Source organism: Colwellia aquaemaris (assembly GCF_057548755.1).
In genome coordinates, this window is record NZ_BAAJLV010000011.1 from 14,303 (window position 1) to 37,299 (window position 22,997).

The following is a 22,997-nucleotide window of genomic DNA, read 5'->3' on the forward strand; positions in this document are numbered from 1 at the left end:
ATTTACGTTACTTCAATTGGCTAAATGGAAATAGAACACTATGGAATGGTGGCTGCTTACATTTTTTCTTGGCGCTATTTTGTCATTATTCCTACCTATAGTGCCAGAGTTTTATTTGCTGATCTTGATCTTAGTGCTTGCGCTACTGTTATTGCGTATTAGGAAATATCAATACCTAGCGCTATTAATGTTAGGGGCCTGTTGGTTGTTGATATTTGCGAGCATAACAATAAACAAATTATCAAATAACGGCATAGAATTAGCTACACTGCACAAGCAAAACATTCTAGTTCGTGGCACCATCACAACGATTGTTAAGCAACAAAATAAAGCGTTTCGATATAACTTTATGGTAAGTCATTGGCAAAATGAAGCGCTTAGCAAGCCATTTTACATTCGTTTAAATTGGCAAAAACCATCAACTACACTTCTGCAAGGTCAAAAATGGCAATTCTTAGTTAGGTTAAAGCCAGCTCATGGTTTGGCCAATAGTGGCAGTTTTAACTATAAAACCTGGCTATTACATAATGAAATTGTTGCAACCGGCTATGTAAAACATGATGCGGCTCAAGATACTAAAAAAGGCATTCAACTGAGTAACCTACTCTTGAGTAATAGTACTACTTGGCGGCAAAAGATGTATTTGAAGATAAAAGCCTCGTTGGCAGATAAGCCTTTGGCTGGTTTACTTTTAGCGCTAGGTTTTGGTGAAAGAGGTGAGCTAACTAAACAGCAGTGGCATGTTTTACTATCTACAGCAACTATTCATTTAATTGCTATTTCAGGATTGCATATAGGTATTGTCGCTTTTTTTAGTTTAAAGCTGTTTCGTATATTTTTTGATATTTTACCATTACATGAAATTTTTACAGGTAAACAAACGAGTAAATTAATGCAGCTTAATATTTACTATCTTCCGGTATTTTTAAGTTGTATTTTGGCTTGGTATTATGCTTATTTAGCGGGATATTCTATTCCCACGTTACGAGCCTTAGTCATGTTATTTTTATATTGGCTTTTAAGAAGAAGCGCAAGCCAAGTTTCGTTAATTCGTTGGTTCTTTTTAACCATATTAGTCATTTTATTGTTATGGCCGCTTAGTCTGTTAAGTGCGAGTTTTTGGCTATCGGTTAGTGCCTTAACTATTATATTTCTGACATCGTCATATTTATTAAATACAGTTGAAAATAACAATGCTCAAGCAATCTATCAACGAGAACTAGCTGCAAATAATAGCAAGGTGAAGTTTTCAGTACTTGCTGTTTTGTTAAAAATTAAATCTCGAGTATTACAATGGGGTAAAACCTTATTGATTATACAACTTTCTTTAACTGTATGTATGCTGCCAATTGCAGCATTGCTTAATTATCAACTGCCTTTAGTTGCTTATTTCGCTAATGTTTTTGCTGTACCTATAATGAGTATTAGCACAATTCCATTAACGCTATTTTCTGTTATAGCCCTACCCATTAACGACACATTGAGTTTGTTCTTTCTACATCTAGCTAACACTAGCATGGAGCTTGTTTGGCAATGGTTATCTTATTTGTCTGAGATTGAATGGGCTCAGATAATGATTTCCCAAGCGCAATTATTGTTCATATTCTTACTTATTATTGTTAGCATTTTTATGGCGTATTGTCGCTTCAATAACACCATATCATTAACTTTAACTGGTTTTTTAGTCATATTGTACCTGCTGAACCAAGTTAAAGATGATGAAACAAAATGGCAATTGTCGGCATTAGATGTTGGTCACGGCTTAGCGGTGATCATAGAAAAAAATAAGCGTGTTTTTCTTTATGATACAGGAGCCAATTATCCAAGTGGTTTTAATATGGCAGAGGCTGCAATTGTACCTTACTTAAAGTCGAGAGGGGTTAATGCAATTGATGGCATTATTGCTAGCCATAATGATAATGACCACGTTGGAGGGTTAAGTGTATTACGCGAGCATTTTCCGATTAAGCGAGTTATTGCTAATGATTTTAATTTAATGCCTAATAGCTTTTGCTTGCCTGGAAGTAGTTTTACGTGGCAAGGACTGAGTTTTGACATGCTATCGCCACAAGGGTTGGTTGGGGATAAAAATGATGACTCTTGTGTTGTACTCCTCAGTGATGGCGTTCATCGAGTATTACTGCCAGGTGATATTTCTACAAAAGCCGAGCGTCGTCTAATAAGCCATGTCGATACAAAAAGTCGGTTGAAAAGTGATGTTTTAATTGCGCCACATCATGGTTCAAAATCATCATCAAGCGGGCGTTTTCTTGATGCCGTATCACCTCGTTACGCAATTTTTAGTGCCGGTTATTTAAATCAGTGGAATATGCCGTCAGAGCAAATATTGCAAAGGTATCAGTTGCAAGACATTATTACCTTCAATACTGCTGAATTAGGCATGGTTACTTTTGAATTTAGTGCATTGGCGATTGAGCCAGTAACATTTAAGGAGGATATCGAGCCTTATTGGTTTGTTAATTAAGCTCGGTTGATTGATTTTTGAAGATTCGATGCCACTATATTGAACAATAGCGCTTTATAAGTTGGTTGCAGGGCAAAATAACGTTAAAATGCTTCTGCAAATCAAAAATTTATCTTTTGGTAATTCATTGAGAATATACATGTCGACAAAATCATCGTCAGCGACAACAGAAAAACATAATGGGAAAAATTTCAGACGTTTACTAGCTTATGCTAAGGCTTATAAAGCTGCAGCCATAGTGTCAGTCTTAGGTATGCTAGGTTATGCCGCCATTGATAGTTTTGTATTTTCCCAACTTCAGCCATTAATTGACCATGGTTTAGACGGTCAAGATTCGACATTTATGAAGTGGGCTCCGATTTTTATTGTCGTAATGTTTATCTTACGTGGTATTTGCCATTTTGCAGGTAACTACACGTTGGCTTGGTTAGGTAACAATGTTGTAGCCAATATACGACAAGAATTGTTTGAGCATATTATGTCTATGCCAGTGTCTTATCACGACAAAGAGTCGACTGGCAGTTTAATTTCAAAGTTAACATTTGATACCGAGCAAGTGCTTAGCGCTGTATCTAAAGCCTTGTTAACCTTAGTGCAGCAAGGTGCGTTTGTCATTGGTTTATTGATTGTTATGTTTTATAACAGTTGGCAGTTAGCATCTATATTTCTTCTGATCACCCCTGTTATTGCGGGTATTGTTACTGTTGTTTCTCGACGATTTCGCAAAGTTAGCAAAAATATACAAGGCGCGATGGGGGAAGTTACATCGGCAGCAGAGCAAACATTTAATGGTCACAAGGTAGTATTAACGTTTGACGGCCAGCAGCGTGAATTTGAGCGTTTCTCTCATATCAATAAACACAATCGTCAGCAACGTATGAAACTGGTAGCGACTAAGGCTGCAAGTGTTCCTATTATTCAAATAATTGCATCATTTGCTTTAGCTTTTGTATTATACGTTGCCAACCTTGAGTCGATGCGGGCGGAAATTTCTGCCGGTGTTTTCATGACGGTACTTATGTGTATGGTGACCTTGCTAAGACCTCTAAAACTATTAACAACCGTTAATAGCGAATTTCAAAAAGGTATGGCAGCAAGTGTTAGCATTTTTGCGGTGCTTGACCAAAAAATAGAACAAGATACTGGAAGCCTCGCTTTAGATCGTGCAGAAGGAAAGTTAGCGTTTGAGCATGTAAGTTTTAGTTATAACGAACATGATGAAAAGCGAGCATTAACTGATTTAACTTTCACGGCAAATATTGGTGAAACCGTGGCCTTGGTAGGGCGCTCTGGTAGCGGTAAATCAACGGCTAGTGCACTATTGTTAAGATTTTATGATGCAACTTCGGGAAAAGTATTAGTAGACGGTGAGAATGTTGTTGACTACAAGTTGAAAGATCTACGTAAACAGTTTGCTTATGTTTCGCAGCAAGTCGTGTTATTTAACGACTCCATTGCCAATAATATTGCTTATGGCAAACCTGATGCGAGCCGAGAGGAAATTGAAGATGCAGCACGTAAAGCGCATGTAATAGAGTTTGTTAGTGGTTTACCTGAAGGTCTAGATACTAATATTGGTGATAATGGCGCTATGCTATCAGGAGGGCAGCGTCAACGTGTAGCGATTGCTAGAGCGCTATTGTGCGATGCACCATTTTTAATTTTAGATGAAGCAACAAGTGCTTTGGATACCGAGTCTGAACGTCATATTCAAGATGCATTAAGTGTTTTACAAAAAAATCGAACATGTATTGTAATCGCGCATCGCCTTTCTACCATTGAAAGTGCAGATAAAATTATTGTAATGGAACAAGGACAAATTAAAGAGCAAGGTGATCATCAGTCGTTATTAGCTCTTGATGGTGCCTACGCGCAACTGCATAAATTTCAATTTGGTGCATAGTGACTCTTAACATGGTCATGCACTTTATAATAATTAATGAGCATTAAAGTATGCGCCTAATAGAAAAAGTATGGTTTCAAAAGCATTATGCTAGGTGGTGGATGGTACCTTTATTGCTGCCATTTACCATAGTTTTTGCCATCGTTAGTGCTATTCGTCGATTGGCCTATCAAATGGGAATATTGAAGTCAGTAAAAATTCCTGTACCTGTATTGATTGTTGGTAATATTGGTGTTGGTGGTAATGGCAAAACGCCAGTATGTTTGTATTTAGTTGAAAAGTTAACGGCTAAAGGACTAAAAGTGGGCGTTGTGAGCCGAGGTTATGGCTCGCAGGCACCTCATTACCCATATCAGGTAAATAATTTAAGTACTGCTGAGCAAGCAGGGGATGAACCTCTACTTATTTATAAACGCACGAGTGTACCAGTTGTTATTGGTGCAGATCGGGTTAATGCTTGTCAGATGTTAGTTAAGCAAGGCTGTGAAATTATTATTGCCGATGACGGCTTGCAACATTATCGTTTAGCTCGAGATTTTGAATTTGTGGTTATTGACGGCAAACGTTTGTTTGGTAATGGTTTACTACTGCCCGCAGGGCCATTACGTGAGACAAAACAAAAGTTAGCACAAGTAGATTGTGTTATTGTTAATGGTGACAGTAGGGGCTTAACTCAAAATGAAAATTTCTCATGTCCGGTAGTAAATATGCGCTTGTCAGCATCGAAGCTGATAAATGTAAAAACGGGCGCTGAGGTATCATTATTGACCTTCATTGAGAGTGAATTGGCAGCGGAAAAATCGATAAACGCTATAGCAGGTATTGGCGACCCTAGTCGTTTTTTTAATACACTTGAAGAATATGGATTTAATATAGTTAAGCGTAAAGGCTTTGTTGATCACCAAGCCTTTACTTCGCATGACTTGCAAGAGTTTAGTCAGAGTATTCCTTTACTGATGACTGAGAAAGATGCGGTTAAATGTGCAAGCTTTGCAAATGATAACTACTGGTATTTACCAGTAGATGCTGAGTTTTTAGCGCTTTCGAAACATACAACTATTGATACTGTTATTGAAAGAGTTTCTAACTTAGCCAAGTAAATAGATTAATAAATTGCAGAATTAAGAGAGATTACAATGGCGTTTGATACTAAATTGATGGAAATACTAGCCTGCCCTGTGTGCAAGGGGAAACTAGAATATAACAAAGAACAGCAAGAGCTTATTTGTAAGTTCGACAGGCTTGCATATGCGATAGATAAAGATATTCCGGTATTACTGGAAAGTGAAGCTCGTCGTATTGTTGAGAGCGATGCTTAATACTCATACCAAGAGTACTGTTAAATAAAAAATAATGAGGTTTCTATGTCATTTGTGGTAGTGATCCCGGCAAGATTTGAATCGTCTCGATTACCAGGAAAAGTGTTGGCAGATATTGCTGGTAAACCGATGATCCAATGGGTTGTTGAAAAGGCACAGGCCAGCGGTGCAGACAAAGTTATTGTAGCAACAGACAACGATGAAGTTGCTCAAATTGTACAAAATTTTGGTGGTGAAGTATGTAAGACTCGCTCAGATCATCAGTCAGGTACCGAACGTTTGGCAGAGGTGATGGAAACTTATCAATTTTCTGACGAACAAGTCATTGTCAATGTTCAAGGAGATGAGCCTTTTATTCCTATTGAAAATATTGCACAAGTTGCCGCGAATTTAGCAAACCAAACGCAAGCTCGTATGGCGACGCTTGCAATGACTATTGATGATGTTGCTGAAGCATTAAACCCAAATGCTGTAAAAGTACTTTGTGATAAACATGGTTATGCGCTGTATTTTAGCCGAGCGACAATTCCATATGATAGAGAACGTTTTCTTAATAACGATAATATACGTGATATAGGTGATTTTTATTTGCGCCATATTGGCATATATGCCTACCAAGCAGGTTTTATTAAAGATTATGTCCGTTGGCCTGCGAGTCAATTAGAGCAAGTAGAGTCGTTAGAGCAACTACGCGTATTATGGCAAGGTGAAAAAATTCATGTTGCCGTAGCAAACACACGTTTAGCGGTTGAAGGCGTCGACACGCCCGAAGATTTGGAGAAAGCTCGAACTTATGCTGCCTCGTTATAATTTATAGAATTTTAGCGATATATTAACGAAATAAGAGGCGATTGAGCCTCTTTTTTCTTAAACTTTATTGGCCTTTTACTTTCTTTAGCTGAATTACTATTTAATAGCATCGTTAATTTCCACATTATCAATTAAAGTAAAAAAGCCTTCGTCATTACTAAGTTTAAGCTCAACAGTTATAAATAGTGCTTGTTGTTGCTGCTCATCGGATAAATCTTCATTTTTCTTTAATTTTGCATCTACTGAAAAGCCAAACTTGCTCTGTTGAGACGATTCCAGCTGCTGTTGCAATGTTTTAAAGTCATTAATTGCTGCTGGAGAAAGCTTTAGTAAGTAGGTTTGACTTGCTGGCGAAGAAAAAAATAACTGTTTTTTCTCTGGATTTTGTGTTTTTTCTAGTATTGTCAATGGAAATTCAAGCGCGAGTTGTCCTGAAGCATTTTCAATGTTCACGCCTAATTTGGTTCCCTCCAAATCGATATTAAGGAAACTGTTTAACGTTATTTTTGCTCTGATTTCAGTGGGCGTTAGTGTCGTTAAATGCTGTTCATCATAATTGGCAAATTTTAACATAGTTGACAGTGGTATACTGGAGCAGGCGTTAATAAGTAGTATAAGAAGTAAAACATAGAAAACCTTTATTTTTTTAAACATTATATATCCGTAATTGCTGTTAACTTTAAATATTTAACGAGTACAGTGTTAGCTAAAATGTATTCATAAGTTATTGCAAATTATATTGAAATTAATTACACGCACTATTGAAACATAGTAACAAAACTTTTCTAGGTGATGGACTTAGTTAATGACACTAAATAGAAAAACGGCAATGTGGCTAGCAATGCAAAAAGGCTTCTTAGATATGTTACCGCTAAATCTTGCGGTACTTCCTTGGGGAATTTTATGTGGCTCTTTAGCGATACAGCATGATTTTACTGTTGTTGAAGCCTTGTTAATGCCTTTGATTGTTTTTGCAGGTTCAGCGCAACTTGTCGCGATAGAACTCATTGCAAATAACGCTTCTTTGGCAACTATTTTGTTTACTACGTTTGTTATCAGTTCAAGGCATTTTTTGTATGGTTTAGCATTACGCAATAAGTTGACCGTGCTTACTAATAAGTGGCGTTATCCACTTGGTTTTTTATTAACAGACGAGTTATTTGCATTATCGGCTAGCCGTAAAGCGTTTGTGGGAAGACTAAGATTAATTTACGCTCTTATTGCTGGCGTAAGCTTTTATATCTTCTGGTTTTTATGGAATGTAACGGGAATTGTCGCAGGCAGTTTTTTACCTGATTTAACGACACTAGGTCTAGACTTTGCAATAGCGGTCACTTTTATCGCTTTAGTTATCCCTGCAATTAACAATTTACCTATGTTGGTTACTGTTGTTGTAGCGGCAACGTTATCAGTTTTATTTAAATTGCTGACATTTGAGTTAGACCTTGTTATTACCGCTGTTATAGCTATGTATTGCGGTTATTTAACTGAAAGCTGGCAAAGTAAAAAAATAAGCAAGGACAAATCGTGACACTTTTAACAATTTTCTTAATGGCTGTTATAACTTTTACTACTCGTTACTTGTTAATTCATCCTAAGTTACCTATTCGTTTAGGCCCTAAATTGAGTAAGTTTTTAGGTTATAGTGCCCCAGCTGTATTAACTGCAATTTGGGTGCCGATAATATTTGTACATGATGGGCAATTAAATGTATCGATAACAAATCCTTATTTTGTTGCTGCATTTATTGCTGTTATAACAGCTGCTAAGTATAAAAGTGTATACCTGACTATGCTGACAGGCTTGTTAAGCTTTATTTTGATGCGCGTAATTTAGTTACTATGCAAGAGAAATAGATTCAACATGGCACTGACAGCTTAAAAATGGCCAGTTATCGAATAATGCTTGTTAGTTGTTCTTAATAGCTTTTATGATAGCTATTGCCTTCAAATCGATTTCACTTTAAAAATATTATGACAAATTTTACGAAAACCCTTACCAGCCTAGCAATTGTCAGTGCTTTGACATTTTCCTGTATGACCTCAGTGCAAGCTGCTGACGCAAAGCCTAAAAAATCATCGCCATCAAGCTGGTTAAATTTAACGGCCACAGAATTAAAAGCCGTTGAGCGCTACGCAACTGAGTACAAAGACTATATTTATCAAGCGCCCACCGAATTAACTTTTGTTAGTGAAACAATTAAAAGAGTTGAAAAACAGGGGTTTAAAAAGCTAACAGAAAAAAGTGATTTAACGCCAGGAGCACGTTTTTATGATGTAAATCGTGATCGTACTATTACGTTAATGGTTATCGGTAAAAAGCCACTTGAGCAGGGGACCCGCATTGTAGGTGCTCATATTGATGCGCCACGTCTCGAATTAAAAGGCCGTCCGTTATTTGAAAAACAAAACTTTGCTATGTTTCAAACTTATATTCATGGTGGTATTAAAACGTATCAGTGGGTGAATATTCCACTAGCGTTAGTTGGGCGTGTTGATAAAAAAGATGGTTCAACAGTAAATATTTCTGTGGGTTTTGATGAAAATGATCCAATTTTTATGGTGACAGATTTAGCGCCACACGTTGACTCTCCTAATAGAAAACGTACTAGTCGTAATGTTATTGGCAAAGAAGAGCTTGATGTTATTGTTGCTGCCAAGCCAGAACTAGATAGAAAAATTAAAGATCAGGTGAGTGACTATCTGAAAGCGGAATATGGCATTTCAGTTGCTGATTTAGTCTCAGCTGAGCTTGCCTTAGTACCTGCAACAAAACCTAGAGATGTTGGTTTTGACCGCAGTATGGTAGCCGCATACGGCCAAGATGATAAAGCTTCTGCAATTGCTGCAGTTAAGGCAATTACTGAGCAGAAAACACCTGAATACACCTCGATAGCCTATTTAGTTGATAACGAAGAAGTCGGCAATATTAATAATACCGGTGCCAGTTCAAGTTACCTTGTTGATTTAATGAGCGGTTTGCTTTTCAATAAAATGGGTGGCAATTATAACGATTACCACTTACGTAAAGTGTTACGCAATACCAAAGTGATATCTGCTGATGTCAATCCTGGTGTTAACCCTACTTGGTCAAGTGTTTGGGAGCTTGGTAACGCACCAAGGCTAGGTAATGGTGTAAACTTAAAATTATATGGTGGTGGTTTTAATGCAAATTCAGAATATATGGCGTGGACAAGAAACTATTTAGATAATGCCAACATTAAATGGCAAACCTCTACCTATAAAGGTAAAGCATCAGGTGGAACCATAGGTAGTGATTTGTCTAATGATAATATGGATGTCGTAGATTTTGGTATCCCAATTTTATCAATTCATTCTCCTTATGCCGTAGGGTCAAAAGTTGACTTATATTCGTTATACAAGGCTATGTCGGCCTTCTATCAAGAAAAATAGCCATCATTAGAAATGAAAAAAAGCCGTATTGAAATACGGCTTTTTTAATTATTGCTATTAACATTATAGGGCTTGCTTGGCCGATACCGGGTTTGCATACATGGTTAATAGCCAATGTTTTTGCTCTGCCGTTAAGCTTTCCATTCGTTGATTCAATTGCTCGACAACTGAGCTGTCGGTTTTCTCTTTATTCAAAGTTGCATGTGCAGCTAAGTTACTGTCGTAAAGTTTGTAGTGACTAATAATTTCATGATCAATTGCTGCGGCAATCGCCTTACTATCGGCATAGTCGCCTTTAATTGCTTGGCAAAATTCAATATGAACTTGCCCTTTTTGTCCAACTAAGCCTTGGGTGATGCTTTTAAGATCTTCACCGTCTTTTTTTACATAGTTGCCAGTTGCTTCTTTTTCTGCAAGTTCAATAGCTTTGTCGTTATCACAAGGATCGAATTCATAAGAAATTGATACTGGTACAATGTTAAGTTGCTCTAAGTAGTCTGCAATAGTTGTTTGTTTATCTTTGTTTAACAACAGCATAGAAATAAGAGCTGCATTAGTTTTATCAATGCCATCTTTAGCTCGACCTTCACGTTGTGCAATCCAAATGTTTTGTTGGCGATTGGCGATTGTATCGTGAATATAAGCAGATAGTTGTTTAGACGCTTTTAGCATTGCGCGTTTATTTTCTTCGTTACGTTTAACAATAAAGCTTTTATTTATGCGCATTAAATCGGCGACCCAAGGCTGATGTAATAAATTATCACCAACTGCTGCTTCTACCGTATTAATGTCATTTTTATAAAGGGCTAAATTGACTAACGCGACATCTAAAACGATATCTCTGTGATTACTAATAAATAGTGCGGGTTTTGAAGTGTCTATGTTTTCAATACCGCTAAACGTAAAACCATCGGTACTTTTTTTGATTAAATGGTGCAGATACTTAGCAACTTCAATTTGAATTTGTTCGATGTTATGAAACTTTTGAACACGAAACTTTAATGACCATTTTACTATTGAACAGGCAAGGCTAGGTAAAAGTTGGTATAACTTTGGCAGTTTTAAACTAGCTATAGATGCTTGTAAGCCTTTCTCATTAATTAACTTTTCAATTACTGCAGCTACCTCATCATCACGATAAGGCCGTATATCATCAAACATTTAAGGGTCTCTTTAAATGGAACAAATTAAGCGTAAATGCATGCGTGGATTATAACCGAATCATGTTAAAAAATGCTCGTTTTGTTTTGCGCTTTTATTTAAAAATGCCGCAATGGTCGACTTTAAATAAAATTGGCTTTCATAGCCAAATTGCTATTTTACCGTGAGGTGGCAATTATGCTGAGCAACCAATGCTAATATTTTTAGCTTATAATTAATATGCAAAGGTTTTTAATTGCAGGAAAAATCTAGTGATTATGAAAGGAGCTTTTAAACGTACTCTAAGGAAAGTGTTTTATTGAACATTTTAGTTGCGTTATCATTTAGTTATGTGTGACTGCATGGATGCAGAAATGAGAGCAGCTCAGGAAACAAAGTCGAGAATACCCACATGGCTTAAGCTGAGTCTTGTAAAAATGTTCACTAAACTACTGCAAAAACATACCCAAATGTTCAACACGTCTTAAAATTAAATTTAAAAAATACTGCCTTTGACTTGCGTTTTTGCTCTTTAGACCCAAGTATTGATATGGAGTAACCAATAAAAAGGAATATCTATGAAAATAAATCTTTCAGGTCATCATGTCGACGTTACTGATTCTATCAAAGAACATATTCATGAAAAATTCTCGAAAATAGCGACACATTTTCCTACATTAATTTCTTTAGATGTCATTATATCCCAAGAACATAATAAGCATAGTGTTGAGTTACGTACTACCTATGAAGGTGGTCGAATTTCGGCATCGGCAAATGACGCGGTTATGTACCCTGCAATCGCAGCAGCAGCGAAAAAACTAGACGCGGCATTAAAACATAGAAAAGGTCTATTAAAAGCGAATTTACATAGTAAACCACTAACTACAGCCCCAGAGATTGCGCATGAGCGTGTTCAAGAAATGAACTTGAATTAAGCACCAACTATTTATAACAAGGAGGCTTATGCCTCCTTTTTTACTGTCATTTATTTACTGATGGTGAATGGCATATAATTGTATTTTATTTGCTTAAGTGCTTTGGATCGCAGATTAAAATCTCATGCTTGATATTTCAAATAGTATTACCCTTGCTGATTGGGAAATTAAATTGAATGCCATTCGCTCACAAGGCAATAGTGGGCAGCACGTTAATAACTTTTGCCTAAATAGACCTGTGCTATTAAAAAGGAGCTATTAAAGTGCTGGAAATTTCTAATAGCGTCTCTATTAGTGATTGGGAGGTAGAGCTAAGTGCTATACGTTCTCAGGGAAATGGAGGGCAACGAGTAAATAAAGTGGCTACTGCAATTCACTTGCGCTTTAATATTAAGCGCTCTACATTGCCAATGGTTTATAAAGAGCGTTTATTGAAACTACAAGACAGTCGTATTACTGCTGATGGCATTATCATAATCAAGGCGCAATCTTTTAGAACCCAAGATCAAAACAAAGATGATGCCCTTAATCGACTTAAAGAAATTATCTTGTCTGCGATGGTGGTACAGAAGCAACGTCGAGCAACCAAACCAACCCGTAATTCACAAAAACGCCGTGTAGAAAATAAAAAACGCAAGGGACAAACTAAATCGCTACGGGCAAAAGTTAATTTATAACGCCATAAGCTCTAGTTCTAACGCCATTATTTTTAAATGTTATGACTTGCTATTTAACTACATATTCTGTAGTTTGCTACATATTGTGTAGCTGGGCGTGTTTTGCTTGAAAATATATTTTGGAGACTTATATGTCATTACCTATTCCTGGAAACCCGGTGAGGGGCTCAAAATCAGGTAAACCTATAATGGCAACCCTTGATTTATTAGGTCGTACTTGGGCGTTAGGAATTATTTGGCAATTACGCCATGGCTCGCTAAGTTTTAGTGACTTACAGCAAAGCTGTGAAAATATTTCACCTACGTTATTAACTAATCGTTTAAAAGAATTACAACAAACCCATTTGGTTGAGAGAAATATCGACGGCTATCAGCTAACGGCTATCGGTTTAGAACTTTTTCAGGTGATTGCACCTTTAAGTCAATGGGCTAAACAATGGCAATTAACGTTTGTCGAGCGGCAAACTCAACAAGGGAATGAAAATGAATAGCGAATTAACATTTTGTAAAATGCCGCTAGAACGAGCAAGTCACTTAAGAAAGAACCGAGTTTGGCTCAATGATAAACTATCAGCTGATGATAGTTATTTTTACTTCTACTGGCGTGATAAATTTCTTTATATCGACTTAAAGCTTTTTACTTGTCATGTAAATAAACAGTCTATTCATAGTTTAGTTGTTGCAACATTGCATAAAAGTCAGTTTGATAATGTAACATTTTTGGGGTTAGAAAAAGACCGTGCTCATTTTGTTTATGACCTATCTAGGCTAAAAGAAAATGAGCTTGAGCAATGGCTTGAATGCTTATCCAAAAGATTAAAAGTTAAGAACATAAAATTTATTGATTTTAGACGTTCTCTTTCATTGCTCAGCCCTGAGCAGAGTGCAATACTTGGGTATGGGAAGTCACTAATACACTGGCATCAAAGTAGTGTTTACTGTGGAAGTTGTGGCCAAAAAACTGGCTCAATGGATGGTGGTCATCGACGTTTATGCATTAACGAATTATGTCAAAAAGAACAGTTTCCGCGTACCGACCCTGTAGTGATCATGTTAATCGAGTATCAGCCTGAAGCCGGCCCAGCCATGTGTCTATTAGCAGAACACCATAGAACACCTGAGCAAGTTTATTCAACTCTTGCGGGTTTTGTTGACCCTGGAGAGTCGTTATCGGAAGCCGTTAGCCGAGAGGTATTCGAAGAGGTGGGACTTAATGTGACGGAAGTGAGTTATATTGACTCTCAGCCATGGCCTTTCCCTAATTCGATCATGCTAGGTTTTTTGGCTCGTGCAAAAAGCCTTGATATTAACATTGAGCCAGAAGAATTGCGTAGCGCCGATTGGTTTACTGCCGAGCAAATAGCAACATTTAATAACTGGGGGGATGAAGTTGAAGGCCCTAAACTACCAAGAAAAGAGTCAATCGCAAGGCTTTTAATTGACTCATGGTGTGAAAAACAAGGTCAAATTGCATCAAAATAAAAAACAGCCTAAATGCAGGCTGTTTTTTACTCTAATTTTTTGCATATTACTTGTGATTATTACCTTTAGGCTACTTTTTTAAAAAGCGTCTAATTGATATCAATGCAGTAAAAATTAATCCAAACCAAGCCATTGAACCACCGCCACTGCTTGACTTAGGGGGCTCAGGTGTTGTTGGCGGTGTTGTTGGTAATGATGTGTTTTTAACGGCCGTTAAACTATCGGCAGTATTTACCGTTGGATCTGTAATATCAACTGAAATAATTGTCACAAAATTATCAGCGCCCGGAACAAAGCTGGTATCAGCGCACTGTTCAGCAGTAAAATTGGGCATAGGTACAGAACTACAAAGTGGTAAGCCAGAAATTGCTTCAACATTTTCCATACCTTCAATTACCTCGCCAAAAACAGTAAAGCCGCCATTTTGCACATCTAGCGCGGCGCTACCACCACTATTATCAGAAAGATTAATAAACCATTGGCTCGTGGCGCTATGTTCATTACCGCTGACTTTTGCCATTGCAATGGTTCCACGAACATTTGAATATACGGGCTCATTTTGAATTGCGCTATCGGTTGGGATCGCACTTAAGCTGCGAGAGCCTTCATATTTAAAGCCACCGGCCTGCATGACGAAGTCAGAAACGACACGATGAACAACTGTGTTATTGTAGTCGCCATCATTCACATATTTTAGAAAGTTGGTAACTGTAACTGGGGTAGTTTCGTCATGTAAGTTAACTTTAAAGTTACCATGTGAGGTAGTAAATTCTACAATGGTTGCGGAAGCGGACATGCTGGTAAAAGCGAATGCAGCGGCGGAAAATTTTAAAACCTTAGGTAAATTCATAAAATAAAATACGTTGTTGTTAGTTTATAAAGTGCATGGATGATAATTACTTTTAAAGAAAGCAACAAGAGTTAATATTAGAAAAAAGTAATATAAGGTTTATATTCTATGTTTGATAATTTTACATTTGTTGTAAACATCTTCTAACACTTAAGCTGTTGCGATATATGCAGAGTAGAGGATAAATATGATCTTGATCACTAGTTTGCATAATAAATGTTAGTACAGTCCTCGTTCTTTATTTAACAACCTTAAGGACTGTTTGTGTCGACTTCATATGAATTGAATTTGGGCAAAGCCTACAACGAAAGCTTGCTTAGTTTAGGCGATACAATAATCGATGTGATAAAGCTTTTCGGTGGCGAGCGTATTTATGGTGTTGGCGGTGATTTTGCTGCTAATTTAATTGCGGCAATTGCCCCTAAAATAGCTATTTGTCCTTCAAGTAATGAAATGCATGCTGGGTTTTCTGCTTGTGCACAGGCAGAAATTGACGGCATTGGTTTTTGTTTAACTACTTATATGGTTGGCAGTTTGCCTTGTACATCGGCGGCTGCACTTGCGGTAACTGAAGGCTTACCTGTTGTTTTTATTTCCGGTGCTCCAGCAGAAGCAGAAGTTGATGATTTAGCTATTCATCATACGTTACATCCTAACACAGCATGGAAAACAGAATACGATAATGCTTTAAATGCCTTTGCATCACTAGGAGTTAAAGTTGAGCGTTTGCAAGGTCAGCGAGCGCCAGGCCATCCAAATATAGCGGGTGAGCGCTTTTATCAATTAGTCGCTCATGCTTATAAAACTAAACAGCCGGTTTTTATAGAAATTCCACGTGACCAAGTTTTTCAAAAAACTCAACCTATTCAATTACCAAATACCATAGGTGAAATATGTGGTTGCGAACATGTGTTATCCGGCGCAGACTTAGTGGTAGATGCAATTATTGAAAAGCTTGCCAGCGCAGAGTTTCCTTTGCTGTATTTAGGCGACAAGTTAAAACACAATAAAGTGCTTCAAGAGCTGATATTAGCTTTTGCCAAGCAATTTAATATTCCCTATGCAACAAGTTGGTTTGCAAAAGGTATTCTTGATGAGTACCAACCACTATGCTTAGGCGCTTATAATGGTGTTTTTACACAAACATCTGGCCGAGAGTATATTGAAAGCAAGGTTGATTATGTTATTGATGTTGCTAGTAGTATTTTACCGCAAGATAGTAACATTGCTTTTGCAACCGGTACCCACAAAATTGAAACCTTTGGTAATAAAACCCTGCTAAAAGGTGGTACCTTACTTGAGCAAGACTTGATAGAAATTTTTCAAATACTTTTGCAGCGTAATGAAAAAAGCTTCGAATTTAATTTGCCATTAGCAAAACTTAAAGCGCTAAACCTTGATGATGAGGTCGATTTTAATAACTTGGCTGATACCTTAAACCAACTGCAAAGTGAAATTGTCACCTCTTTAGTTTACTTACCTGAAGTAGGAAATTCATACTTTTCTAGTTACAGCTTGCAAGTTAAACAGTCTTCAATAGGTCGAGGCTGGTTGACCAACCCTTGGTATGGCGCTATGGGTACAGCGCTGCCATATGCGCGAGTGGTGGCACAGCGTCTGCAAGATAATGCCTGTGATGAAAGGGCGGTGGTAATTATAGGTGATGGCGGTTTCCATTTTCAGCTTAATGAATTAATTCATTTTCTTAAAGACAAGACTGATGTCACCATTGTTTATATGCGTAACAATGTTTTTCATTTAGGAAAAAGTGGTAATGATGCAATATACCATTGCAATGATGAACGCTTTAATGTTCACCATCTTGTTAAAGGCTACGAAGGTCAATCGTCGACGGTGCGCACTTGCGGCGAGTTTATTCATGAGTTTAAATCAACCATACAACGCCCAGGCATCTCGTTAATTGAAGTTTTAGCTAAACCCATTGAAGAAAAACAATGCCATGAAATTCGTTTGCTAAATTTATATATAAAAGCAAAAAATGGCCATAGTGATGCCATAGTAAAATGGCAAAAATTAACCTGCTAACAGCGGTTTTTTTAATGTTGGATATTAAAGCCCAATATACTGGGCTTTAATAACAAGAATTACGCTAAATTGCTTTGAGAAAACGTTCGCTGCGTGGAAATAAGTAATTGTCGTAATTTAGTGAAAAGGCCACCTTATTTGAGCGACCAATAATTTCTTCTCTAGGTACTAAACCAATTGAGCGTGAATCGGCACTGTTATCTCTGTTATCGCCCATCATCAAATAAAACCCATCTGGTACTGTAAACTTTTTAAAGCTAGTGCGCGCGGAATAATTACGACTGCCAACTGGTAGTTTTGTGCGAATAACATGGCTTTGGCCATTGATGCTTTCCTGACTCAGTACGTAATTGTTATTACGGCTAATAACTTGATAACTAGCAGCTTCTTGATTCACTGTAAGCTGATTTTTATTCATAGAAACAGTATCTCCAGGTATGCCAATGACTCTTTTGACTAACCTTTTATCCGCTATTTTGGACTCAAAAATAACAATGTCATTGCGCTTAGGATCGGAAATTTTGATTAGGCTTTGTTGGCTAAAAGGTACTCTTAAATCGTAAGCCATTTTGTTCACAAAAATACGATCACCTTCAACAATGGTTGGTTTCATTGAACCTGTTGGTACGTCATTCCAGTCCGCAACAGCGCTACGAAATACCAGCATTAAGCTGATAAACAGCAGTAGTGATTTATTCTCTTTAAAAAAATTAGCGAAAGTAGCTTTCATTACATTTCCTTTTAAATACATAATAAAATAATGACTTAGCCTTGGACTAAGACATTATTTTATAGTTCAGTAATCATTGGTGATTTTAAATAGGATAGTTGTAAAAATTTATGTCGATTAATGAAAACCACAAGGTTTAGAATCGTTAGTCACCTTATTTGTCGCTATAACCCCATGGCGCTGGTGGAGGTGTTATTGCTTTTGTTAAATCAAAATCAACACGAAATTCCCGTCCTTGGCGTACTAAACGATAGCTAAACTTATCTGAATAAATAAACATTTGCCATGTGTTACCAACAGATTGAGGGATTCCAGTTTTCACAAACAATTGTTTGGAATATTCATCAGCAGGAAAAGACTGAGCTTGTGGCCAACCAGCATCATTAGTATGGCCACCATACATGGTTGTTTCATCAAAGCTGCCATCTTGATGACGGTGATCATGTTTGAGTGATAATCCTGAGCCTGTTTTAGTAATAATCCAAGTACGTGAGGCATCGTCACCTACAAAAAAAGGAATTTCTAATTTACTGTCAGAACAACGTCGAACATGCATAACGAGTTTTTTGTTGCTAAAGCTTCCACCATCAGCGTTATCTACCGTTACTTGGCCTTGGTATGCTTTACCGCAATGGGCTTTAATGCTACTAAAAAAACTATCATGGCTGGCAATTGAAACCAATGGCGCTTCACTAGCATTACTTGTATTTGAGAATAAAAAGAGTGGTGCAATGATTAAACTGGTTAAATATCTTGTTTTTATTGTCATTTTGAAACCTAAATAATGAGTAATTATGTTTGATGCTATCAGAAAGGAAAATAAATTACTTTTCAAACTTAACTTGCTAGAGCAAAGTTTTTTAGCACATTGTCAATAATTACTTGTAGTCTGGTGGCAGGCATCGCAAAATTGCCGCGAATAAATATTTCATGTCTAAGTATTGTAAAATGAAAAAAGAAAATGTTGTTATTGGTTTAACTGATCCTAAAAGCCCATCGAATGTTGGTGCGGTTATGCGGGCAGTCGGTTGTTATCAGGCTAATGAAGTACGTTATACTGGTGTGCGATATGCTAGAGCCGCAAAGTTTCACACAGACACTAAAGATGCATCGCGAAAAATCCCGTTAAATGCCGTTGAGTGTTTAATTGATGACATCTTGCCTAAGCAACAGGTTATTTGTGTTGATTTAGTTGAAGGTGCGACAGCACTACCTGAGTTTGAACACCCAGAAAATGCTATTTATATTTTCGGCCCTGAAGATGGCACAATTTCACAAGATGTTATTGACCGAGCCGATGCCGTTGTTTATGTACCTACCATTGGCTGTATGAATTTAGCAGCAAGTGTTAATGTGCTTTTATACGATCGTTTGGCTAAGTCATCACAAGTCATTAAAGGGGATGATTTAATAAAATCCAGCCGAGATACTAACAATAAAGTCAAGGTTAAGAACGATTAGAAAATGCTTCGAATTACTTATGTTTCTTGACTAAGTAGACAGGTATGAACCGCAAAATATCAAAATTATTCCAAGGGTGGGCTTTTTATATTGAGAATGGTGACTTTTATGCGAAACGGCTTGACTCTTGGCGGAAAGTCGATAGAATCCAACTCAGCTAGAAAGTAAGACCTATATTTATGTACAAAGTTTCGCAGTTATATCAGTAGCTCGTCCTGTTTAATAAGTAATAGCAACACTTCCTGGAAAACCGCCTTATAATAAGGCATCAATTACGAATAAATAGGATAATACAAATGTCTAATACAACTACTGGTACAGTAAAATGGTTCAACGAGTCTAAAGGTTTCGGTTTCATCGAGCAAGAATCTGGTCCAGATGTTTTTGCACACTTCTCTGCAATCTCTGGTGAAGGTTTCAAAACTCTTGCTGAAGGCCAAAAAGTACAGTTCACTGTAACTCAAGGTCAAAAAGGTCCTCAAGCTGAGAACATCGTAGCACTTTAATTAGTAATTTTAGCTGGTTTGACCGGCTAGATTATTACATAGTGTTGAAAGAGGGGAGACGAAAGTCTGCCCTTTTTTTATGCCTAAAATATTGTTATGTCGGTAACCTCTGAATATTCAAAACTACTTCACAGTAAAGCTTTGAAGCACGACCCTGAGCAATATCATGCCGTTTTAGCGCTAGATGCGTTAGCGATAAGGCTAAATTGCCGGCGAAAACGCTTATACTCACTAATTTCTCTTTTTAAAGCCGAAGCGCCAATCAGTGGCATTTATTTTCATGGTCGCGTTGGTAGAGGAAAAACCATGTTGATGGATTTATTCTATCAACAACTGCATACCACTCGTAAAAAACGCATACACTTTCATCGTTTTATGGAAAGTGTTCATACCATGTTAAATGATTTAAAAGGCTGTGAAGCGCCGCTACAACGAATAGCAAAATCTTGGGCTAAAGATGTTGATATACTTTGCTTTGATGAGTTTTTTGTTAATGATATTGCTGATGCTATGTTATTGGCTGGGCTACTGTCAGCCATGTTTGCGTTTGGTATTACTTTGATTGCTACATCGAATTGCGCACCATCTCAATTATACAACAATGGCCTGCAGCGCGAGCGTTTTCTGCCAACGATAAAATTAATAAATGAAAACTGCCAAGTGATCTCAATCGATGGCCCGGTTGATTATCGCTTGAGTGATGATGACAATATCAGCAGTCATCACCGAGATTATTTTATTAAAAACTTTGAACAAGGGGTAAGCGGTGGCATGCAAAGGCTCTTCCAAGTACTTGCAACCGGAGATGTTCAGCGGCAAAGTCGTATTATGGTGCACGGTAGACATATTACTTTTATTGCTAAAGCTGACAATGCCGTTTGGTTTGACTTTAGCGCAATATGCTCCGGTCCACGAAGTCAACGCGACTATATAAAGCTTGCCGATGACTATCAAGTTATTTTGGTGAGCAATGTACCGCAATTTTCAGGAGAGTTGCTCCCCGCTGTATTTTCAGGTGTTGAAGATGGCTATCAGCGCAGTAGTGTGGTGATGGGTGAGCTTAGGGCTTTAGATGATGAGGCTAGACGATTTATTGCCTTAGTGGATGAGTTATATGATAGAGGCATACGTTTAATTATTGAGGCAGAGGTTGATATTGCCGACTTATACCAAGGCCAGCAGTTAACATTTGAATTTGCTCGCTGCAAATCGCGATTATTTGAAATGCAAAGATTAAACTATCACGCTTGATAGACTCTAAAGTTGTTATTTTCACTAGTTTTTAAGTTATTTAACGAATTATTAGTTGTAAATATAGGTCTAAGTAAAGTGTTTGTTTTTAACTTGTTGATAAGTAAGGAGTAATTAATTGGCATCAGACTTGTAAACAAGAAGTATAACATTGAGAAACAATGCTCATTATTTGATTGGTTTATAAAGGATGGTAAATATGAAAACTTTGATTGCTTCTGCATTAATTATTGCAAGTTCTACAAGCTATGCTCACGATAATTCATTTTCTAGTAATTCATGTAACGTTGATCTAAATGGTGGCATTAAAATTAGCGCTGAAAAAATTACCTTCTCAAAAAATAAGTCACCGCTTTATAGCATTGTAAATAATGAGACATTAATCGTTAATGGTGAAAAAGTTAGTTTAACCAGAAGTCAACAATCCTTGCTAACGGAATACTCTAACAACATTCGTGGCGTTGTTCCGGAGGTTAAGAGTATCGCTTTAGACGCTATTGATTTAGCCATAGATGGCGTAAACCTTGCCTTCAATGAGTTATTGGGTGAGGGTAATGATGTAAGTGTTGATTTAACCACACAATTAACTTCAATTCGTACTGAAGTAGATAATGAGTTTGATAGTTCGAAAGATTTTTATATTGATGAAGATGGTTTTAAAGGTGACGACTTTTTCGGTGACGAGTTTGAGCAGCGTATAGAGTCGGCGGTTGAAACCACTATTCAAAACTCTATTGGTAGCTTGATGATTGCGGTAGGTCAAGAAATGTTATTTTCTGGTGGTAATATGGATGCATTTGAATCTCGTATGGAAAACTTTGGTCAACAAATAGAGCATGAAATGGAAGCGAGGGGCGAAGGCCTTGAAAAACGTGGTGAAGCCTTATGTCAGTCAGTGATCTTAATTGATGAAATGGAAGAGCAATTAAAAGGTGAAATAGATGAATTAGCGGATTTTAACTTTATCACTGCAAGCCATAAAAGTAGCCACAATGAAATTTAGTTATGTAATCTAGCTACTTGATAATTTGTCAACGATTCATCAAAGCGTTAAGGCTTATTCCTTAACGCTTTTTATTTTTATAATCGCTAATGTTTTTATTGCTAAGCGCTAAACTGCACGTTACAGTAGCGCCAAAATTTTTCTAGCCATTGATTTATGCACGCAGTTCAGAAACTTCATAAGTATCGACAAAGCTTAAGTACCACAACATACAAATCTAGAGGTCAGCGAGTTATTCGTTGTGACTTGTGTCGCTTAGCGAAACAGTTTTGTATTTGTGCATTGGTGCCAGAAGTTAGCTCAAATGCTGGATTCTTGCTGTTGATGTATGATACAGAGGTGCTAAAGCCTAGTAATACCGGGAAGCTAATTGCTGACTTAATCCCTGATACGTTTGCTTATTTATGGTCAAGAATAGAGGCGAATCCAGAGGTTTTAGCGATATTAGCGGATCCTAAATGGCAGCCTATGATTGTTTTTCCAAAAGCATATGCCGGTGAAAATAGAGAAATATATGATAATGAAGTGGCGGTTGAGTCAGGCAAACGGCCATTATTTATCATGCTAGATGGTAGTTGGCGTGAAGCGAAAAAGATTTTTCGTCGTAGCCCATATTTACAACATTTACCTGTGGTGTCATTTACGCCTCGCACACCAGGAAGTGGTTCAGCATTAAGTTCTCGTTATCAAATTCGATTAGCAGCAAATAATACTGAGCTAGCAACCGCAGAAGTTGCAGCACAAATTCTGGCCTTGGCAGGAGAGCAAACTAACGCCAATTTGTTAGATTTATGGTTTGATGTATTTAGTTATCAATATCAACGAGGTGTTTGCCAAGAAAATAAAGGTAACCCTAATGCTGTAGCTGATTATAAAGAGTTTGCTGCACTTCATGATATTTCAATTGCAGAAAATAGGCTAAAAGAAGAATAGTAGAGAAAACATAATTGAGGCTTATTTAAGTGCATGAAAAAACTGCAGCTTAG

General features: G+C 37.3%; 23 protein-coding genes. 18 read left to right on the forward strand and 5 right to left on the reverse strand.

Annotated features, from left to right (window positions below; all coding sequences use genetic code 11):
• The first annotated feature begins 40 nt into the window (after positions 1 to 40).
• The 5 genes from AC27HL_RS18580 (at position 41) to kdsB (ending at position 6,517) form a co-directional block, all read left to right on the forward strand.
• A complete protein-coding gene (locus AC27HL_RS18580) occupies positions 41 to 2,485 on the forward strand; it encodes a DNA internalization-related competence protein ComEC/Rec2 (protein WP_487082553.1) in 2,445 nt (814 codons plus the stop codon).
• A gap of 139 nt (positions 2,486 to 2,624) precedes the next feature.
• Entirely contained in the window at positions 2,625 to 4,388 is a 1,764-nt protein-coding gene (gene msbA, locus AC27HL_RS18585) for a lipid A export permease/ATP-binding protein MsbA (RefSeq protein WP_487082554.1), read from the forward strand.
• Between the two features lie 50 nt (positions 4,389 to 4,438).
• Entirely contained in the window at positions 4,439 to 5,488 is a 1,050-nt protein-coding gene (gene lpxK, locus AC27HL_RS18590) for a tetraacyldisaccharide 4'-kinase (RefSeq protein ID WP_487082555.1), read from the forward strand.
• Between the two features lie 36 nt (positions 5,489 to 5,524).
• Positions 5,525 to 5,707, forward strand: coding sequence for a Trm112 family protein (locus AC27HL_RS18595; protein WP_487082556.1), 183 nt, complete (start codon positions 5,525 to 5,527; stop codon positions 5,705 to 5,707).
• A gap of 45 nt (positions 5,708 to 5,752) precedes the next feature.
• On the forward strand, positions 5,753 to 6,517 hold the full coding sequence (gene kdsB / locus AC27HL_RS18600) for a 3-deoxy-manno-octulosonate cytidylyltransferase (RefSeq protein WP_487082557.1): 765 nt from the start codon (positions 5,753 to 5,755) through the stop codon (positions 6,515 to 6,517).
• A gap of 96 nt (positions 6,518 to 6,613) precedes the next feature.
• On the opposite strand, the gene AC27HL_RS18605 is transcribed toward kdsB, so the two are convergent.
• Entirely contained in the window at positions 6,614 to 7,171 is a 558-nt protein-coding gene (locus tag AC27HL_RS18605; protein ID WP_487082558.1) for a hypothetical protein, read from the reverse strand.
• Between the two features lie 151 nt (positions 7,172 to 7,322).
• On the opposite strand from AC27HL_RS18605, the gene AC27HL_RS18610 reads away from it, so the two are divergent.
• From AC27HL_RS18610 to AC27HL_RS18620, 3 genes are all read left to right on the forward strand, one after another.
• A complete protein-coding gene (locus AC27HL_RS18610; RefSeq protein WP_487082559.1) occupies positions 7,323 to 8,048 on the forward strand; it encodes an AzlC family ABC transporter permease in 726 nt (241 codons plus the stop codon).
• The gene (locus AC27HL_RS18615; protein WP_487082560.1) at positions 8,045 to 8,353 is read left to right on the forward strand and encodes an AzlD domain-containing protein; all 309 of its coding nucleotides are present in this window, start codon (positions 8,045 to 8,047) and stop codon (positions 8,351 to 8,353) included. Before AC27HL_RS18610 ends, AC27HL_RS18615 begins: the two co-directional genes overlap by 4 nt.
• A gap of 137 nt (positions 8,354 to 8,490) precedes the next feature.
• A complete protein-coding gene (locus AC27HL_RS18620; protein ID WP_487082561.1) occupies positions 8,491 to 9,930 on the forward strand; it encodes a zinc-binding metallopeptidase family protein in 1,440 nt (479 codons plus the stop codon).
• A 63-nt stretch (positions 9,931 to 9,993) separates the two neighbouring features.
• Here AC27HL_RS18620 and AC27HL_RS18625 read toward each other — a convergent pair whose 3' ends face one another.
• Positions 9,994 to 11,091, reverse strand: coding sequence for a 1-acyl-sn-glycerol-3-phosphate acyltransferase (locus tag AC27HL_RS18625; protein ID WP_487082562.1), 1,098 nt, complete (start codon positions 11,089 to 11,091; stop codon positions 9,994 to 9,996).
• Between the two features lie 557 nt (positions 11,092 to 11,648).
• Between AC27HL_RS18625 and hpf the strand changes: the two genes are divergently transcribed.
• The 4 genes from hpf to nudC all read left to right on the forward strand — a co-directional run bounded on the left by hpf (position 11,649) and on the right by nudC (position 14,164).
• Positions 11,649 to 12,005, forward strand: a complete 357-nt coding sequence (gene hpf, locus AC27HL_RS18630; protein WP_487082563.1) for a ribosome hibernation-promoting factor, HPF/YfiA family — start codon at positions 11,649 to 11,651, stop codon at positions 12,003 to 12,005.
• A gap of 263 nt (positions 12,006 to 12,268) precedes the next feature.
• On the forward strand, positions 12,269 to 12,682 hold the full coding sequence (gene arfB, locus AC27HL_RS18635) for an alternative ribosome rescue aminoacyl-tRNA hydrolase ArfB (RefSeq protein ID WP_487082564.1): 414 nt from the start codon (positions 12,269 to 12,271) through the stop codon (positions 12,680 to 12,682).
• A gap of 131 nt (positions 12,683 to 12,813) precedes the next feature.
• Positions 12,814 to 13,173 carry a winged helix-turn-helix transcriptional regulator gene (locus AC27HL_RS18640; RefSeq protein WP_487082565.1) on the forward strand — a complete coding sequence of 120 codons (360 nt, stop codon included), beginning with the start codon at positions 12,814 to 12,816 and terminating at the stop codon, positions 13,171 to 13,173.
• Entirely contained in the window at positions 13,166 to 14,164 is a 999-nt protein-coding gene (nudC, locus tag AC27HL_RS18645; protein WP_487082566.1) for an NAD(+) diphosphatase, read from the forward strand. Before AC27HL_RS18640 ends, nudC begins: the two co-directional genes overlap by 8 nt.
• Positions 14,165 to 14,234: 70 nt before the next feature.
• Here nudC and AC27HL_RS18650 read toward each other — a convergent pair whose 3' ends face one another.
• Positions 14,235 to 15,014: a peptidylprolyl isomerase gene (locus AC27HL_RS18650; RefSeq protein ID WP_487082567.1), complete on the reverse strand. Its 780-nt coding sequence runs from the start codon at positions 15,012 to 15,014 to the stop codon at positions 14,235 to 14,237.
• 264 nt (positions 15,015 to 15,278) lie between these two features.
• Here AC27HL_RS18650 and AC27HL_RS18655 point away from each other — a divergent pair, with 264 nt between their 5' ends.
• Entirely contained in the window at positions 15,279 to 17,060 is a 1,782-nt protein-coding gene (locus AC27HL_RS18655) for a thiamine pyrophosphate-dependent enzyme (protein ID WP_487082568.1), read from the forward strand.
• 64 nt (positions 17,061 to 17,124) lie between these two features.
• Here AC27HL_RS18655 and lepB read toward each other — a convergent pair whose 3' ends face one another.
• Both lepB and AC27HL_RS18665 read right to left on the reverse strand, forming a co-directional pair.
• On the reverse strand, positions 17,125 to 17,790 hold the full coding sequence (lepB, locus tag AC27HL_RS18660) for a signal peptidase I (protein ID WP_487082569.1): 666 nt from the start codon (positions 17,788 to 17,790) through the stop codon (positions 17,125 to 17,127).
• Between the two features lie 154 nt (positions 17,791 to 17,944).
• On the reverse strand, positions 17,945 to 18,559 hold the full coding sequence (locus AC27HL_RS18665) for a hypothetical protein (protein ID WP_487082570.1): 615 nt from the start codon (positions 18,557 to 18,559) through the stop codon (positions 17,945 to 17,947).
• 179 nt (positions 18,560 to 18,738) lie between these two features.
• On the opposite strand from AC27HL_RS18665, the gene AC27HL_RS18670 reads away from it, so the two are divergent.
• The 5 genes from AC27HL_RS18670 to AC27HL_RS18690 all read left to right on the forward strand — a co-directional run bounded on the left by AC27HL_RS18670 (position 18,739) and on the right by AC27HL_RS18690 (position 22,944).
• A complete protein-coding gene (locus AC27HL_RS18670) occupies positions 18,739 to 19,251 on the forward strand; it encodes an RNA methyltransferase (RefSeq protein ID WP_487082571.1) in 513 nt (170 codons plus the stop codon).
• Between the two features lie 296 nt (positions 19,252 to 19,547).
• Positions 19,548 to 19,757: a cold-shock protein gene (locus AC27HL_RS18675; RefSeq protein ID WP_487082572.1), complete on the forward strand. Its 210-nt coding sequence runs from the start codon at positions 19,548 to 19,550 to the stop codon at positions 19,755 to 19,757.
• A 96-nt stretch (positions 19,758 to 19,853) separates the two neighbouring features.
• Positions 19,854 to 21,008: a cell division protein ZapE gene (gene zapE / locus AC27HL_RS18680; protein WP_487082573.1), complete on the forward strand. Its 1,155-nt coding sequence runs from the start codon at positions 19,854 to 19,856 to the stop codon at positions 21,006 to 21,008.
• A 199-nt stretch (positions 21,009 to 21,207) separates the two neighbouring features.
• Positions 21,208 to 22,011: a DUF2884 family protein gene (locus AC27HL_RS18685; protein ID WP_487082574.1), complete on the forward strand. Its 804-nt coding sequence runs from the start codon at positions 21,208 to 21,210 to the stop codon at positions 22,009 to 22,011.
• 156 nt (positions 22,012 to 22,167) lie between these two features.
• Positions 22,168 to 22,944, forward strand: a complete 777-nt coding sequence (locus AC27HL_RS18690) for a tRNA-uridine aminocarboxypropyltransferase (RefSeq protein ID WP_487082575.1) — start codon at positions 22,168 to 22,170, stop codon at positions 22,942 to 22,944.
• Positions 22,945 to 22,997: the final 53 nt, after the last annotated feature.